The organism is Rhizorhapis sp. SPR117, assembly GCF_021742065.1.
Window position 1 is genome coordinate 1 of the sequence record NZ_JAKKIE010000077.1, and the last position, 13,111, is coordinate 13,111.

17 protein-coding genes and 1 pseudogene are annotated in these 13,111 nt (G+C 63.6%); 2 read left to right on the forward strand and 16 right to left on the reverse strand.

From position 1 onward, the window contains the following. Positions 1-100: 100 nt before the first annotated feature. Positions 101-2,341: pseudogene (locus tag L3X40_RS18945) on the reverse strand (strawberry notch-like NTP hydrolase domain-containing protein); the annotation flags it as partial. A 256-nt stretch (positions 2,342-2,597) separates the two neighbouring features. On the opposite strand from L3X40_RS18945, the gene L3X40_RS18950 reads away from it, so the two are divergent. Further along, positions 2,598-3,098 carry a MucR family transcriptional regulator gene (locus tag L3X40_RS18950; protein ID WP_237366974.1) on the forward strand — a complete coding sequence of 167 codons (501 nt, stop codon included), beginning with the start codon at positions 2,598-2,600 and terminating at the stop codon, positions 3,096-3,098. 66 nt (positions 3,099-3,164) lie between these two features. Here L3X40_RS18950 and L3X40_RS18955 read toward each other — a convergent pair whose 3' ends face one another. The 9 genes from L3X40_RS18955 to L3X40_RS18995 all read right to left on the reverse strand — a co-directional run bounded on the left by L3X40_RS18955 (position 3,165) and on the right by L3X40_RS18995 (position 9,241). Beyond that, positions 3,165-3,968 (reverse strand): DUF7007 domain-containing protein, encoded by an 804-nt coding sequence (locus L3X40_RS18955; protein ID WP_237366975.1) that lies wholly within the window; start codon positions 3,966-3,968, stop codon positions 3,165-3,167. Next, positions 3,965-4,252 (reverse strand): hypothetical protein, encoded by a 288-nt coding sequence (locus L3X40_RS18960; RefSeq protein ID WP_237366976.1) that lies wholly within the window; start codon positions 4,250-4,252, stop codon positions 3,965-3,967. The genes L3X40_RS18955 and L3X40_RS18960 overlap by 4 nt, the downstream gene beginning before the upstream one ends. Continuing rightward, positions 4,249-4,725, reverse strand: a complete 477-nt coding sequence (locus tag L3X40_RS18965) for a hypothetical protein (RefSeq protein ID WP_237366977.1) — start codon at positions 4,723-4,725, stop codon at positions 4,249-4,251. The genes L3X40_RS18960 and L3X40_RS18965 overlap by 4 nt, the downstream gene beginning before the upstream one ends. Before the next feature lie 74 nt (positions 4,726-4,799). Beyond that, complete coding sequence (locus tag L3X40_RS18970; RefSeq protein ID WP_237366978.1) at positions 4,800-5,492, reverse strand: hypothetical protein; 693 nt, start codon at positions 5,490-5,492, stop codon at positions 4,800-4,802. Between the two features lie 130 nt (positions 5,493-5,622). Further along, the gene (locus L3X40_RS18975) at positions 5,623-5,844 is read right to left on the reverse strand and encodes a hypothetical protein (protein WP_237366979.1); all 222 of its coding nucleotides are present in this window, start codon (positions 5,842-5,844) and stop codon (positions 5,623-5,625) included. Beyond that, positions 5,841-6,224 (reverse strand): DUF6915 family protein, encoded by a 384-nt coding sequence (locus tag L3X40_RS18980; RefSeq protein ID WP_237366980.1) that lies wholly within the window; start codon positions 6,222-6,224, stop codon positions 5,841-5,843. Before L3X40_RS18980 ends, L3X40_RS18975 begins: the two co-directional genes overlap by 4 nt. A 10-nt stretch (positions 6,225-6,234) precedes the next feature. Continuing rightward, positions 6,235-6,708 (reverse strand): DUF6878 family protein, encoded by a 474-nt coding sequence (locus tag L3X40_RS18985; RefSeq protein WP_237366981.1) that lies wholly within the window; start codon positions 6,706-6,708, stop codon positions 6,235-6,237. An 84-nt stretch (positions 6,709-6,792) separates the two neighbouring features. Next, complete coding sequence (locus L3X40_RS18990) at positions 6,793-6,987, reverse strand: hypothetical protein (RefSeq protein ID WP_237366982.1); 195 nt, start codon at positions 6,985-6,987, stop codon at positions 6,793-6,795. A 100-nt stretch (positions 6,988-7,087) separates the two neighbouring features. Continuing rightward, entirely contained in the window at positions 7,088-9,241 is a 2,154-nt protein-coding gene (locus L3X40_RS18995) for a ParB N-terminal domain-containing protein (protein ID WP_237366983.1), read from the reverse strand. A gap of 187 nt (positions 9,242-9,428) precedes the next feature. On the opposite strand from L3X40_RS18995, the gene L3X40_RS19000 reads away from it, so the two are divergent. Further along, positions 9,429-9,617 (forward strand): DUF6771 family protein, encoded by a 189-nt coding sequence (locus tag L3X40_RS19000; RefSeq protein ID WP_237366984.1) that lies wholly within the window; start codon positions 9,429-9,431, stop codon positions 9,615-9,617. Here L3X40_RS19000 and L3X40_RS19005 read toward each other — a convergent pair. From L3X40_RS19005 to L3X40_RS19030, 6 genes are all read right to left on the reverse strand, one after another. Beyond that, complete coding sequence (locus tag L3X40_RS19005; RefSeq protein ID WP_237366985.1) at positions 9,601-9,813, reverse strand: hypothetical protein; 213 nt, start codon at positions 9,811-9,813, stop codon at positions 9,601-9,603. The two genes, L3X40_RS19000 and L3X40_RS19005, sit on opposite strands and share 17 nt — an antisense overlap. Then, entirely contained in the window at positions 9,810-10,694 is an 885-nt protein-coding gene (locus L3X40_RS19010) for a hypothetical protein (RefSeq protein ID WP_237366986.1), read from the reverse strand. The genes L3X40_RS19005 and L3X40_RS19010 overlap by 4 nt, the downstream gene beginning before the upstream one ends. Before the next feature lie 71 nt (positions 10,695-10,765). Continuing rightward, positions 10,766-11,149 carry a hypothetical protein gene (locus L3X40_RS19015; RefSeq protein WP_237366987.1) on the reverse strand — a complete coding sequence of 128 codons (384 nt, stop codon included), beginning with the start codon at positions 11,147-11,149 and terminating at the stop codon, positions 10,766-10,768. Next, entirely contained in the window at positions 11,146-12,378 is a 1,233-nt protein-coding gene (locus tag L3X40_RS19020; RefSeq protein WP_237366988.1) for a hypothetical protein, read from the reverse strand. The genes L3X40_RS19015 and L3X40_RS19020 overlap by 4 nt, the downstream gene beginning before the upstream one ends. Beyond that, entirely contained in the window at positions 12,378-12,782 is a 405-nt protein-coding gene (locus tag L3X40_RS19025) for a DUF2958 domain-containing protein (protein WP_237366989.1), read from the reverse strand. Before L3X40_RS19025 ends, L3X40_RS19020 begins: the two co-directional genes overlap by 1 nt. Continuing rightward, the coding region (locus L3X40_RS19030) for a zincin-like metallopeptidase domain-containing protein (protein ID WP_237366990.1) at positions 12,779-13,111 on the reverse strand (333 nt) is incomplete at its 5' end. The genes L3X40_RS19025 and L3X40_RS19030, both read right to left, overlap by 4 nt.

Below are 13,111 nucleotides of genomic sequence, written 5' to 3' on the forward strand. Positions count from 1 at the left end.
GCAGCAACATCGCACGAACAACACAGGAATTCGGCGCTTAGGCCGCGTTCCTTCACATTATCGCGACCTCGCGATAAAGCATCTTATGCGCAGCTGCGCATAAGATCGCGAACGCTGAGGCATAGCTGTCATAGATGCGCACCTGCTCATCGGTCAGCCGATGCTCCAGCATCTCATATTCGACGCCATCGAAGGACAGCGAGCGGGCGGCATAGAGACCGAGCGCCTTGAGATCCCTCGCGAGCACTTCCATCGCCGCGACCCCGCCATTCTCGATCGCGGTGACGAACTCGCCGCGCGTCGCGAACGGGAAATCATCGCCGCCCCAGAGGCCAAGGCGCTGCGCGTAGGCGAGGTTCTGCACGGTGGTCGCGCCCGTGGCCGAGACATAGACGATGCGGGCATTGGGCAGCGCATGCTGCAAGCGCAGGCCCGCACGGCCCTGCTGCGAGGGGGCGACATCACCACGTTCGCCCTTGCCGCCGGCGGCATTGGCCATAGCGTGCGCCTCGTCGAACACGATCACCCCGTCGAAATCTGGCCCCAGCCATTCGACGATCTGGTCGACGCGCGATTTCTTGCCCCCGCGCTCCTGTGAGCGCAGGGTCGCATAGGTGGTGAAGAGAACGCCTTCATCGAGGCGGATTTCCGTTCCCTGACGGAAGCGCGAGAGCGGCGTTACCAGCAGTCGTTCCTGGCCGAGCGCCGACCAGTCGCGCTGCGAGTCTTCGAGCAGCCGGTCCGAGACCGACAACCACAGCGCGCGGCGGCGGCCCTTGAGCCAATTGTCGAGAATGATCGCGGCGACCTGTCGTCCTTTGCCAGCACCCGTGCCGTCGCCGAGGAACCAGCCCCGGCGGAACTGGACCGCGCCTTCGGCATCCTCCGCGGCGGTGGTGATGGCGTCGAAAGTATCGTCGACCATCCACGCGCCCGAGAGATGTCCAGCATGGGCTTCGCCGGCATAGATGACCGATTCAAGCTGCGCGTCCGACAAGATACCGAGCGTCACGAGCTGGGGCGGCAGGTGTGGCCGGTAAGAGGGTTTGGGCGGCGCGACCGACGCCATCGCCGCCGACTGGACCAACGAGGTGGGATGCGGCTGCGCACCCTCGATCCGCAGCGACTGGAGCGCATAGGGCTCGTATATGCCTTCGCCCAAACGCCCGGCGGGCGGCGACCAATCGATCGTCTCATAGGCAAGCTCAACCGCTGGGGTGTCCGGGACGAAAGACGAAACGACCGTGGCCCCGGTCCGCGTCTTCGGGCGCACCGGCGCGGTGGAGGCGATGACCGGCAAGGCAGCGACGGGCGATGGCGTGATCGGCGCGCGCGGTGGCACCTGGTCGAGTACGCATTGCAGCAGCGTCCCGGTATCGGGGGCCTTGCCAGCGCTCTCAACGAAGCTGGCGGGATTGTCAGCAGGCAGCTTGTCGATGACGGTCAACCGGGTCTCGATCGTCGTGCCGTGCTTCGCATAGACCTTCCCGTCGATCGCGGCGGTGAACACCACGCGCGCCTTGTTCTGCAGCCGGGTGAACGGGCCGCGCCAGTCGGATGACGCCGGTGCGCAGCTCGCGCCCGTGATCGCGACCAGGCGGCCGCCCGGTTCGAGGCGCGCGAGCGCGGATTCGATATGACGCATTGCCGCGTCGCGCATGGTGCGATCGACGTTTGCGGCCGCCGAGAAAGGCGGGTTCATCAGCACGATGGTCGGGCAGATGGCAGTGGGCAGGCGATCGTCGATCGAGGCGGCGTCATGCGCCGATACGGGCATGTCCGGGAACAGCAGCCGCAGCAGTTCGGCGCGAGTCTCGGCCAGTTCGTTGAGCGTGAGGCCGGCGCGCGCGAGCTGTGCGTGAACGCCAAGCATGCCGGTGCCAGCCGACGGTTCGAGCACATGATCGGCGGGATGGATCGACGCCGCCACGGCCGCGACGAAAGCAAGACCCGGCGGGGTCGAAAATTGCTGCAAGGCCTGGGAAGTTTCCGAACGGCGCGTGTGCGTGGGCATCAACGCTGCGATACGTTCGATCAGCGCTAGCGCGCTCATTGGCGCACGGCCAACGATCGCCGAACCATAGCGGCGCAGGAACAGGATCTCCGCCGCCTCGCAGGCGTCATAAGCGGTTTTCCAGTCCCAGGCGCCGGTCGCATCGCTGCCGCCGAAGGCGTCGGACATCGCGATGCGGAGCTGCGTCGCATCGATGGTGCGTCCCGCCTCCAGCGCCGGCAGGAGGGTGCGCGCCGCGGCCAGCAGGGCACTGGCCCGGCCTGCGAAGCCGGACGCCACGCGGGAAGGCGCGGCGCACAGCGCCGCGTCGGACAGGATGTGGGTCATGGGTGGAAGTCTCCGGGAGAGCAGGAAGGGAAGCCCCGGCGGACGCTCTCTCTAGGCCCAGCCGGGTTCCCTCCTCCCGGCCTGTTCTCTGGCTCTCATCAGCATAGGCGACACACGCATGGCTGATGCGTGCTCAAATTCGGGTTCGCGCGGGAAAATCTGGCTCATGGACCGATGTTTCGCTATGTGCCGGCGCAATATCGAGCACTCTCCCGCACGGTATGCTTGAATGTCTCTGTTCGGAAGAAGAGCTCCCATGACTGATCACGCCGACGCCGATAATGTCCTGATTACGCTGACGGCGGACATCGTTGCCGCCCATGTGTCGAACAACAACGTGGCCGTCAGCGATCTTCCGCTCTTGATCGGAAATGTTCATGGCGCGCTCAGCGGTCTTGGTCAGGCTGAACAGATGGAGGAAGCCAAGCTTGTTCCCGCCGTTTCCGTGCGATCGTCGGTAAAGCCCGACTTCATCATCTGCCTCGAAGACGGCAAGAAGCTCAAGATGCTCAAGCGCCACCTGATGACCCATTTTCAGATGACGCCTGAGCAATATCGCGCGAAATGGAATCTGCCGGCCGACTATCCCATGGTCGCGCCAAATTATGCGCAGCAGCGTCGGGCGTTGGCGCATCAGATCGGACTTGGCCGTAAGCCCAAGTCGGCGAATAGCCCTGTCACTGAAGTAAAGCCGGCAATAGCATCGACGCCCCGCCGTCCGCGAAAGAAGGGTTCCGACGCAGAGAAAGGCGCATAGACTGACGGCCTGCCTCTGAGCGCCAGACAAAAAAGCCCGCCCCAACGAATGGGACGGGCTGATAGGTCAGGTCACCATCGCTTTATGCCGGACGGGATCGATCACGAACCCATGCCGTCCGGCACTATATTCATCGGCCGGTACAAGGAAGCCACGGCTTTGCGACACATCGCATCGGCCGCCGATCGTGGCGACCGTCTCGACGAAACTGGGATGGCGATCGGATCGCAGGGCCGAGATGACGACCCAGTCTTCTGCATGATCGCGCTGGAACTGCTCACGGTCGCGGGTGAAGGAGTCTTCCGCCGTCAGAACACCGCCATGCACCGCTTCCCAGGCATCGGGCTCCCAGTCCCGCAGCGTTTTGTCCGCGCTTGCTATCTCCCGGTCGGTGAACAGGTCGGGATAGCCCGCGGCCACACGCGCCCAGTCGCCATCCTCCTCATACCACCCGCCTTTGATCCGCAGCGCGGGATGCAGGCCAGCGTTGCGGGCGCGGTCGAATTTGAACCCGCCATGCGAGGCGGTCGAATGGAACACGATCCCCTGGGCATAGATGGTCGCGCCCTGCGACATGCCCCAGGGCGTCGCGAGGCGCATGTGCAATTCCTTGCGGCCAAGGGCTTCGCGCTGCCGCAGATGAACCGCGATCGCCTCGACATGCGCGCGAAAGCCCGCCTCGTCGGCGACGATGCCTTCGTTGCCGAAGACATCGTTCTCGCTCCATGCAGCGATCGGCCGGGTGAGCCGCCAGTCCGACGCGAGCCGGAAGCCGCCCCGCGCCGGAATAGCGATGTAGCCCAGATCGCCGACACGGGCGGCCATGAGTCCAGAGGCGGTCATGCCATATTCGACGTTGATCCCGGTCATGCCGCCCTCCTGTCGATGGCACGGGCGGGCGCATAATCAGGGCCGTAAGCGCGTGACCGCGCGAAGGTCGGATCATCGGCCTCGTCGACCAGATATTCGGTGACCTCCTCGGCATAGTCGGCGTCGATCACTGCCGAATGGACGGGAATCAGGCCGACGGAGTGGCGCTCCGCGAACACGACTGCATCGGCCGCCTGCATTGCCGCGCGATGATCGGGTGCATCGACCGCGACCTTGATCCGGATGGTCGCATAGACATGCACATAGTGGCGCCGCATGGTCATGCCGCTTTCCCGAGACTGGAGGGCAGGATCACCAGGTCAGGAGCGGGGACGATCTCGGCGTGCATGCCGGAATAGCTGTTACGCGCCATCCATTCCTCCGCCGCCGCCATATGCGGAGCGAGATGGCGCAGCTCGTCGCGCCCGCCGAAACTGGTGAGCACGCGGACCATGCCGGGCTTCGGCGTCTCGATAATCTCGAAATGCAATGCGCTCTCGACCGAATAGTGCCGGTTCACGACGATCGCGATGATGCCCTGACTGCCATAATTGCCGAGATGGAGGCAGAAGCCTGCGGGCGATTGGTAGGTCGGCCGAATTTCTTCCGCCCTGCGCTCGACCAGACGGCCGATACCATTGTCGTTGTTCCACGCCTTGAGCTTGCGGGTGAACCGCTCGGGCGGGCGCGGCTCGCCGTTGGAATAGCGGATAAGACTGCCGAGCGGCGCGGTGTCATAGATCGATTGTGCGGACATAATCTCGTCTCCTTGAAACACAAAAGCCCGGCGTGCGGCCGGGCTTTCGGGGATTATGGTTGGTCAGGAAAGGATCAGGCAGGCCCGGCGCGCGCGATCCGGGTGGCCGCCATGGCGGCGCTGGACACGATGCGTTCAAGCTGGTCATCGAGGTTGAGCCTGCTGATCGCCTCGACGCAGCCCTGGCGGATATGCACATCGCTGACCTCGACGGCAGCGGCATCGGTGCCGGCATAAACCTTCTGGATATCCCTCAGCGTGGAGCGGACATCCTCCTCGGCGAGCATCAGGACGGGATGCCGGCCGTGCCCCGGCGCACAGCCAAGATCGCCATGCTCAGCCTCGTCCAGCAGCCGGCATTCCATCTCATTGGTCGAGTTGGACAGGATTTGATGCGCGGTCACCACGGTCACGCCGCCGCCAAAGCCATCTGGCCGCATCTTCGTGCAGGTCCAGGCCGAGGTGATGGTCACATGGTCGAGTACTTCGCAGCGACGCACGATCTGCTGGAAGATCGCGGCATCGCCCAGATCGGAGAGGTCGATTTCCAATTCGGTTTCGTCGGGACCGGCCTCGGTGAGCAGTTTGCGGATCATCTCGACGATGCAGCCGGACGGCATGGGCTCGTCTTCCAGCGCCTCCTTAAGATCGGCGATGCCGAGCCAGACCATGTCGGACGGTCCTTCGCTCGCGTAGAAATAGATCGCGTCCCCATCGGACTCATGCTCGAATACGCCGGTGAGCAACGCGAGTTCGAGCCGGGTCATCGCGTTGGCTGGAATGCTCGGCTGCACGACGGTCGGAGAATGATAATCAGCCATGAAAGGTCTCCAGATACATGAAAGCCCGGCACAAGGCCGGGCATCGCAGGGAAGATTGAGCGGTGAGTGGCGACGATCAGGGCGGCGGATCGGGATCGCTGGGCGCAGCGGCCACGACCTCGGTTCGCAGCGTCCAGCTCCCGATCAGGAGTTCCCCGCCGAGGAAACCCGCGCCCATGAGGCGGTGACGGATGGCATGATCCGTGTCGCCGGCAGCTTGCTGTAAGCGTTCGACCAGGATGACGGGCGTGCCGTTCTCCTCTTCGAGATCGAACTCAAGGATCGCGCGGACCTTCATGCCGGCTCTCCCATAGGCGAGGATTGCACCGCGAACGGATCGACGTCGCGGTGGATCGGTTGCGCACGGCCCATCCAGGGTTCAGGGCGGATGCAGCGCACCCAGTCCGCGAAGCTGGGAATGAAACCCAGATCCTCACGCACATGCTGTTCGCCAATGAGCCGAACCGGGACGACGCGTCCTGTCGAAATAATGATTGTCGGCCCGAACACCCGTTCCAGTTGGAATATGCCTTGGGCATGGTGACGCAGGGCACGGTGCCGGAAGTCAGCAATGATCTCTTTCGAATGATCGAACCACTGGTGGAGCGGCAGATAATCGTCGGGTTCGCCGCCCCATTTGCGGACCGAGGAGAGCGCGTGGTGATAGCAATGTCCCATAGCCGCAGCCTCACCAGCGATAGGCGTGATGTTCGGACGACATGAACCGCTCATTATAGTCGAGCGTGATCGTCCTGGTCGTTATATCGAAGGTGAATTCGCCATAAGCGCCGTCCGAATTCTCCCAGCCTGCGTGCTTCTCGCGTAGAAGGTCGTAGACGAGCGTTTCCAGTGCCAGTGTGGTGCGGTGCCGACGTCGAACCGGTTGCATTTCGCCATAGGGCAGATCGAGGCTGTCCACCTTGCCTTCGGGCAGTGAGGCCTGCTCATCGCCGACATAGACCTGAATGTCCTCGATCTGGCCGCTGTCGCCTTCACCATCGAAAATAACGACGACGCGCGTGATATTCGCCGAAGCGAGGTGCGCGAACAGCCGCTGCTTGTTGTCGGGAACGAGCTTCGCGGCGGCGGCTTCCCATGCCGTATACCGTGCCATGGTCGCTGCCATGTCGATGGCGGGCTGAGATTCTGTTGCATCCGTCATTGCGGATCTCCTGAAAGGCGAAAGCCCGGCGCGCTGGCCGGGCTTTCGAGGTTTGGGGAAAGAAAGTGGAATCGCGTCGACGGTTCATTCTCGAAGCCCGCCGGCGGCAATTTCCTCAATCCATTCGGCGGCTTCATCGAAATCGCCGTCGTCGTCGGCGACCAGACGGGCCAGCGCCATCGCGCCATCGCGGCCGAGTTGCCCCATGCGCTGAAGCGCGCTCAGCAGGATCGGGGCCAGTTCGTCCGGCGTTGCGTTTTCGATCCGGGACGTCTGCATCGTTTACCTCCTCAAAATGGCAAAAGCCCGACGCAGGTGCGCCGGGCTTGATGGATGAAAAGTTGGGAGAACGGGGCGACCAAAGCCGCCCCGGCCGGTGCTAGGCTGCCGCAGCGACATCTTCCCCGTCATCATTGTCGGCATCGACGGGATGATCCTCATCTTCGAGGAACGCTGGCAGTTCGGCGGCTTCCTCCTCGGCCACCGGCTCTGCCGCAGGTGTGTCGAGCAACTCGGGCGTCCGCATCGGCTCAGGGAGCCAACCGGCGTCTTCGAGCAGCCGTTCGGCCTCGTTCGCCATGTCGCCCTTTTTGAGATGGTCGATCATCTCGGCGAACTTCGAGCCTTTGGCCTCCGCCACATCGGCGAGAATGCGCGGCTTGGTAACGCTGCGGAAATAGCCTTCGACCGTGGGCCGCCAGCCGGCACCGATCAGATCGAGCCCGACCGCGCGCGCAAGGACATGGCTGTGCGCGATGCGCCGCTCGACGCTGTGCTTCGAGATGCGGCCATTGTCGTACTTGGGCACCACCTCCTGCTGCGCATTGAGGGCCTGCGAGGCGCAGTGGGCGAACAGCGCTGCCTGTTCCGCGCCATCGAACGCGAGCAGCGCCTCCCACAACTCCTTGTCGTCGTCCGGCAACCGGTCGGCCCAACGCTTGTGACGCTCCTCGATCGCCTTGGCCGGAGTGCTGCTGCGCAGGCCGGACGGCGCAAACCCGAACGACACCTTGTTGAGCGACACTTCAAGGCAGGATTCGCGGCTGTAGCTGTAAAAGGTGCTGAGCACGAAAGCATGCAGAACCATCGCGAAAGCCGTCGAAGGCTCCTGCGCAAGAGCATCCTGCAAGGCGAGTGTGCGCCAGGCGGTCAGTTCGGCAACGAGACGGTCGGGCAAAGGCTTCAGTATCTCGCCATCCTCATCCTCGTCGCCACCCGAGGCCGCATTGATCGACACGACGTTGGAGACAGCAGGATCAGCCGCGCCGCCGCCGTCCTCTCCATTCGCTGCGCCGTCAGAGACAGACGTATCGGCTTCTTCGTCACCGGTTTCGGCTTCGACCACCGGCTCATCCTCAGGACGAACATAGCCGCGTTCGATGCAGAGCGATCCATCGGACTCGATCGACACGAACGCACCGGCCCGCGCCATCTCCGGGGCATCGAAGATCAGCGGCCGTTCGACCAGCGCACCGATCTCGGCCTCGATAGCTGCGATGCGCGCATGCACCTCGTCGGGGACATGCGGTTCATCCGCCCACTGCTCCTCGATTGCCTCGCCCTCGGTTTCCAGTTCGGCGAGACGGGCATCTTCCTCGGGAGTGCGCGACATCGGTACGCCGTCGATCTCGCGCATGCCATCGGTCACGCCCCAAGGCAGGTCTACAGCGGTCGCGACCCACTTCCACCCCTCGGCACCGATCTTTTCACCCTCCGCTTGGAGCTTCTCCGACACCAGCCGTTCGAGCAAGGCCGGATCGGTCAGCCAGCCGCCATCATCCTCTTCGAACAGATCGCGCAGCACATGACCGCCCGCCGCGACATAGGCGTCGATGCCGATGAACCGCACGCGCCGGTCGGCGACGCGGACCGTGTCCTCGGTCAGCTTCTGCCGGATATAGGCGCCGGACCTGTTGTAGCTATGGGCAAGCAGTTCCCACACCTGTTCCTGCCGCTCGTGATCGTCGGAGACCGAGAAGGCCATGAGCTGCTCCAGCGTCATGCCGTCCTCGGCATAGATGGCGTGCAGCTTTGGCGACACCTTGGCGAGACGCAGGCGCTGATTGACCACTGCCGGGGTCACGTTGAAGTGCGCGGCGATGGATTCGATATCCTGGCCCTTGTCGACCATCGATTGCATGCCTGTGAACTGATCGAGCGGATGAAGCGGTTCGCGGAAGGTGTTCTCCGCATAACTATCCTCTTCGGCCAGCACCCCGTCATTGGTCGCCCTGACGACACAGGGGATCGGCGCATTCTTCGCCAGGCGCTTCTGCTTTACCAGCAGTTCGAGGGCGCGGAACCGCCGACCACCGGCCGGCACCTCGAACTGGCCGGTCTCCTGGCCCTCGCTATCGAGGATGGGTCGCACGTTGAGGCTCTGGAGTAACGTGCGGCGGACGATGTCCTCGGCCAGTTCGCCGATCGATACACCGGCCTTCACCCGGCGGACATTGGACTGCGAGAGGACCAGCTTGTCGAACGGAATGTCCCGCGAGCCGCTGAGGACAAGTTTCTGAGCTGCTTTTGCCATGAGTTAAGATCTCCAAGACGGGCCGCCGCGAGACTCTCTCCCGGCTCCCAGCCCGTCATGAAGCCCCCGGCTTCCCTCTCCCTCTCATGGCCTGCCGCAGGCAGGCCATACGTCCCCGTCGATCCAGCCGGCACCATTCACCGCAACCCATCTTGTCATGATGTTCGTTATTTGTTCTCATGCCATCATGGAACGAATCGAACGACATGAGCTGTCCGCCATCCTGCTGGCAGCGCCCGACTGGGCGCGGGTCGGCCTGACGATGCCGGACGAACGGATGCGCGAGCGTGCCGCCGATACGCTGGCCGCCACCATCATCGAGAAGCTGGAGGGATCACTCCCGCCCGATGTGAATCAGCTCAGGCTTCCGCTATAGGTGGAGGAACGGGTTCCTGCGCCGTATCGAACATGCCGCGCCGGACACCGAAGCGATCGGAGAAGGTAACGACATTGGTGCGGCCCTCATGATCGACCTGCGTGAAGCGCAGCACGTCACCCTTGAGGATCTCAATTGTCACCGGCGGCAATTCATCGCGCGGATCATGGAAGGTCATGCGATTCTTCGGCATCATCGCCTCCAGCGCGGCAGCAATCGGCGCGGTTGCTCTTCTGAGGGGTCGGGCCATTCCTTCTTCATCTCGAGCAGCCCAAGCATCCCCTGATAGCTCTGATCGGGACGGATTTCACCTTCATAGCCGGCTTCACGCAATTCGGCAGTGCGTTCGCTTGCCTCGAAGGGCTGAAGCCTTGGATCGAAGCTGATCGACCGGAACAGCATGTGGGGATCGATCGGCATCACACGAACGTCCGGCACGGGCTGGTCCTGGGACCAATCACGCCCAATGAGCAGGAAGCGAAGCTCCTGTTCATGGGCAAAATAGTGCCGCTTCCATAGCAGGGAATCCGCACGACCCTGGACCGTCTGGAAGAAACCAGGACCATGCTGGCCGTTGCAGGCATTGACGATGCGCTGCCAGATTTCCTTGTCGTCGAGATATTCGACACCGCCCACCACGATATGCGCGTCAGCCCCATCGGCATGCCAGGCTTCCGACGCCGAAAGGAGATGGCGCACCGTCGTCGTGACGGTGACGCCTTCGTTCAGGCGATCGGCGTTGCATCGGGTCTCGTCCAGTCGCACCCGGGAATAGGCGCGCAATAGCGTGTCTGAACCGGAATTGAGCGACCAGCATTGCGCCCATGCCGGAGCCAGGAAGTCGGCAAGCTGACGTTGACCTTTCGCCGGTATGAGGCCACGGCCGTCCAGCATGCAAAGGGATGGAGCATCCTCCCTCGGATCGTCCCAGACACGCGGCCTGACCAGCGCCATTTCCTTGTTCTTCACCGCATCGAGGAACCGGCCGAGCGGAAAAATCCGACGTACCTCCTGATCGAGATCGGCGATGCGCACGGCAAAGCGGCAGGGATCACCGTTGATTGGCAATAGGTCCATATACTCCCCCTCCAGCCGACCCTACCGGGCAACTATGAAGAGCTTGTCTATGCGATCCGGAGATAGACCTATCACAGATACTCCTCGGGCAGGTCTTCCTCATGCCCCTGCCAGACGATCCGGTCTCCATCATAGACCGTGACGAATCCGTGGCCGCGCCTGATCGGCGCCGGAGGCTTGGCCGCGAAGTTTAGGCAACCGAAGGTATCGACCGTGGCCGAGAAGGCGAGCGGCTTGCCATGTTGCATCAGCACGCGGTCGCAGGTGCCGGACGGGCGCTTCACCCGGCGCTTCGAAATGCCGAGCTGGAACGTCTCATAGGCGCGCACCTCCCAGTCGGACGGCGGCGACCAGTGCCGGCAATATTTGCAATAGTGCGGGGTCGGCGGACCGCTGTCCTCGTCGTCGAGCGCCGGCCCGCCATTATGGCCGATCGAGGAACGCGAGCCCGTCACGGCTCGCGTTCCTGTTCGAGCCAGGCCCGCAGGCGCTGACGCATGATGCCGATGCCGGCATTGATCTCGGTGATCTCGGCATCGGGAGTGATACAGCGCATCTCGCGGAACCCGTCGAGAAAGGCGCGCATGACCTTGAGGTAAAGCCCGCCGCCGACCAACGCGACGTCAGTGAACGGCCGTGAGCCATGATACGAGAGGCTGGCGATCTCGCAGCCGGGATGCGAACCATAATTATCGGGCTTGCGCTGCGACGGCGGGCGGGGCCAGCGCATCGTCATGGCGCCCGCGATCATCCGCTCGGCAAGTTCGGGGGTCAGCCTCGCATCATAATCCTCGATCGGCCGGTCGCCCGCGCCGAAGCCATAGCGAGCGGAGAGGAAACCGACATGGGCGAGACGGCGCTGAGAATCAACCGTGCGCCAGGTCTGCCAGAGCGGCCCGTCATAGCGCTCCCACGCAGGCATCCAGCCTGGATCGCGCCGCTTGGTCGCCGAACAGGCGAGGATCAGCAGCCGGTGCGAGAAGCCGGTGGCGCGGGTATGCGGCAGATCGACCCGCACGATCTTCACGGTGCGCTGTTCGGCCGCTTCGGCGAGCCGCCCGATCAGCGCGATATCGGCATCCGTGCAGACACCCCGGACATGGAAAGTCGGAACACTATCATCCCCCATCGCTGGGAGGACATCGAGGAACAGGATGCCATGCCCAAGATTGCCGCAATAGTGGAGCGCCTCCACCATCGGCAGGCCCGGCGCAGGTTCGATCCAGCGCTGGCCGATCCGTTTGAATGCCTCGGCGAAGGTGGTGGGGCTGGGCGTGGTCCGCACTTGTGCCCGTGCGTGATATCGCCACGGCGGGCGCTCAGGATCGACCTTGCCGACACGGATCTGGTGGAGAAAATCAGCCAGACTGTAGGGATCGGCCGGATAAGGACAATCCCGCCAGGCGCGACGGATCGATCGACGGGCGTGGTCGGGGAACTCAAACAATCTCGCCCGTGCCCGGCGCCAAACGGCCGCGCGTTCGTCGCGCAGCCGTTGCTGCTGCTGGGGCCACCAGACGGCACGGCGGGCCATCTCCTCATCGACGCTGTGCTGCCCGGCCGCGATCATGTCGGAGAACAGCGGCAGGGCCTCCCGCTCGCGCCGCTGCTTCGTGGCGAAGGCGGCGCGCTTGCGCGTGGTCTCCTCATAGGCACTGGGCCTGGACCATTTGGCAAACCGCATCACGCGCCGCCTTTCGCGGCGGCGGCCGCGGCGCGGTATAGGATGCGCTCGCCTTCGATCAGCGATCCGGCACGACGGGCCGCTTCGGCATAGACCGAGAGCGGGAACTTCCCTTCGAACAGGATGTCACGCTCGATTCCGAGACCGAAAGGCAGCCGGATTGATTCCAGTTCCTCGAGTGCGAAACTACCGAGTTCCGGGCAGCCGAAGCCGAGATCCGCTATACCGAAGAGAATCCCGTCCTCATCCAGCTCAGTGGCAAGCCAGGTCGCGGCGCCGACGGGATTGAAGAAGCGGACCACCGGTACGGGGTCCGGCGCTGGATTACCACAGCGCAAGGCGTTGCAGCGGGTGAGATCGTTGACGCGAAGGCGGTCGCGCAGTTCCAAGGTCAGGAAGATCATGCCGCGATCCTCCCTGCCAGAGCCATGCCGCAATCTGGATCGGGCTCCGGATCGTCGTCATTGACGGCGAGTGCCGCATCGGGCCGGAAGGCGAGAAGATAATCAGCCGCTTTCGAAGCGGCGCTGGCGGCGCGCAGGATCGCGCGATTATCCTCGCGGATGATCTCCAGCCAGGATCCGATATAATCAGCATGCCGGACGGTGGGCGTGATCCCGAGCGCGGCGCAGACGAAGGCGCCGGTCATCTCGGCGACATATCCTGACAGTCCAGCCAAAAACGGCGGTTGGAAGGTGAAATCCATCGGTGCCTCCAGCACTGCCCAAAACCC

Excerpts from the sequence above, each read along its gene's own strand:
- L3X40_RS19010 (WP_237366986.1), bottom strand. The coding sequence starts at position 10,694 with ATGGACCTATTGCCAATCAACGGTGATCCCTGCCGCTTTGCCGTGCGC.
- L3X40_RS18995 (WP_237366983.1), bottom strand. The coding sequence starts at position 9,241 with ATGGCAAAAGCAGCTCAGAAACTTGTCCTCAGCGGCTCGCGGGACATT.
- L3X40_RS18970 (WP_237366978.1), bottom strand. The coding sequence starts at position 5,492 with ATGACCCGGCTCGAACTCGCGTTGCTCACCGGCGTATTCGAGCATGAG.
- L3X40_RS19020 (WP_237366988.1), bottom strand. The coding sequence starts at position 12,378 with ATGCGGTTTGCCAAATGGTCCAGGCCCAGTGCCTATGAGGAGACCACG.
- L3X40_RS19005 (WP_237366985.1), bottom strand. The coding sequence starts at position 9,813 with ATGATGCCGAAGAATCGCATGACCTTCCATGATCCGCGCGATGAATTG.
- L3X40_RS18960 (WP_237366976.1), bottom strand. The coding sequence starts at position 4,252 with ATGACCATGCGGCGCCACTATGTGCATGTCTATGCGACCATCCGGATC.
- L3X40_RS19000 (WP_237366984.1), top strand. The coding sequence starts at position 9,429 with ATGGAACGAATCGAACGACATGAGCTGTCCGCCATCCTGCTGGCAGCG.
- L3X40_RS18985 (WP_237366981.1), bottom strand. The coding sequence starts at position 6,708 with ATGACGGATGCAACAGAATCTCAGCCCGCCATCGACATGGCAGCGACC.
- L3X40_RS19025 (WP_237366989.1), bottom strand. The coding sequence starts at position 12,782 with ATGATCTTCCTGACCTTGGAACTGCGCGACCGCCTTCGCGTCAACGAT.
- L3X40_RS18950 (WP_237366974.1), top strand. The coding sequence starts at position 2,598 with ATGACTGATCACGCCGACGCCGATAATGTCCTGATTACGCTGACGGCG.
- L3X40_RS18975 (WP_237366979.1), bottom strand. The coding sequence starts at position 5,844 with ATGAAGGTCCGCGCGATCCTTGAGTTCGATCTCGAAGAGGAGAACGGC.
- L3X40_RS18965 (WP_237366977.1), bottom strand. The coding sequence starts at position 4,725 with ATGTCCGCACAATCGATCTATGACACCGCGCCGCTCGGCAGTCTTATC.
- L3X40_RS18980 (WP_237366980.1), bottom strand. The coding sequence starts at position 6,224 with ATGGGACATTGCTATCACCACGCGCTCTCCTCGGTCCGCAAATGGGGC.
- L3X40_RS18990 (WP_237366982.1), bottom strand. The coding sequence starts at position 6,987 with ATGCAGACGTCCCGGATCGAAAACGCAACGCCGGACGAACTGGCCCCG.
- L3X40_RS18955 (WP_237366975.1), bottom strand. The coding sequence starts at position 3,968 with ATGACCGGGATCAACGTCGAATATGGCATGACCGCCTCTGGACTCATG.